We start from the raw sequence: 634 nt of genomic DNA on the forward strand, positions 1-634 counted from the left end.
GGAAGCTGCGCTCCGCCTTCGACCCGGGCGAGACCGTCGCACTCGGCCCGCTCGAGGCCTTCTCCGGCCGGGGCGCCGCCGAGCCCTGGCGCTTCGCCGCGACGCGCCCGGTGCCGCCCTCCGCCGCGCCCTGCCTGGTGGGCGAAAGGCTCGCCCCCGCGCCGGTGGTGCTGCGCGTCTTCCTGGTGCGCGATCCCGGCGGCACCTGGCACGCCATGCCCGGCGGCCTGGCGCATGTGCTCTCCGACGTCGCGGAGGAAGGCATCGCCGGCCCGCCCGCCAGCCGCGGCGCCGCCAAGGATGTCTGGGTGATGGCGGAGGACAGCACCGACATCGTCGGGCCGCCGCCGCCGCGCGCCGCCAGCCTGCCGATCCGCCGTTCCTCGGGCGAGCTGCCGAGCCGCGTCGCGGACGAGCTGTACTGGCTCGGCCGCTACCTGGAGCGGCTGGAAGCCGCCGCCCGGCTGACACGCGCGCTGCTGATGCGGCTGCTGCGCGGCGCCGCGCTGCCGCGCGAATTCGCGGAGATGCGCGCCCTGGCGCGTTGCCTGCACGCCGCCGGCCTGCTGGATGCGCAATCCGCCGCCAGCCCGCCAGATGGCGGCCTGCTGCCGCGCGCCATCGTCGCCGCGGC

General features: G+C 77.9%; 1 protein-coding gene. It reads left to right on the plus strand.

What is annotated here, in order from left to right; translation table 11 throughout:
- Positions 1–634: alpha-E domain-containing protein (locus tag OZN99_RS33055; RefSeq protein WP_270939394.1), on the plus strand; the 634-nt coding region annotated here is incomplete at both ends.

It is taken from the genome of Falsiroseomonas oryzae (genome assembly GCF_027856955.1).
Taxonomy (GTDB): Bacteria; Pseudomonadota; Alphaproteobacteria; order Acetobacterales; family Acetobacteraceae; genus Falsiroseomonas; species Falsiroseomonas oryzae.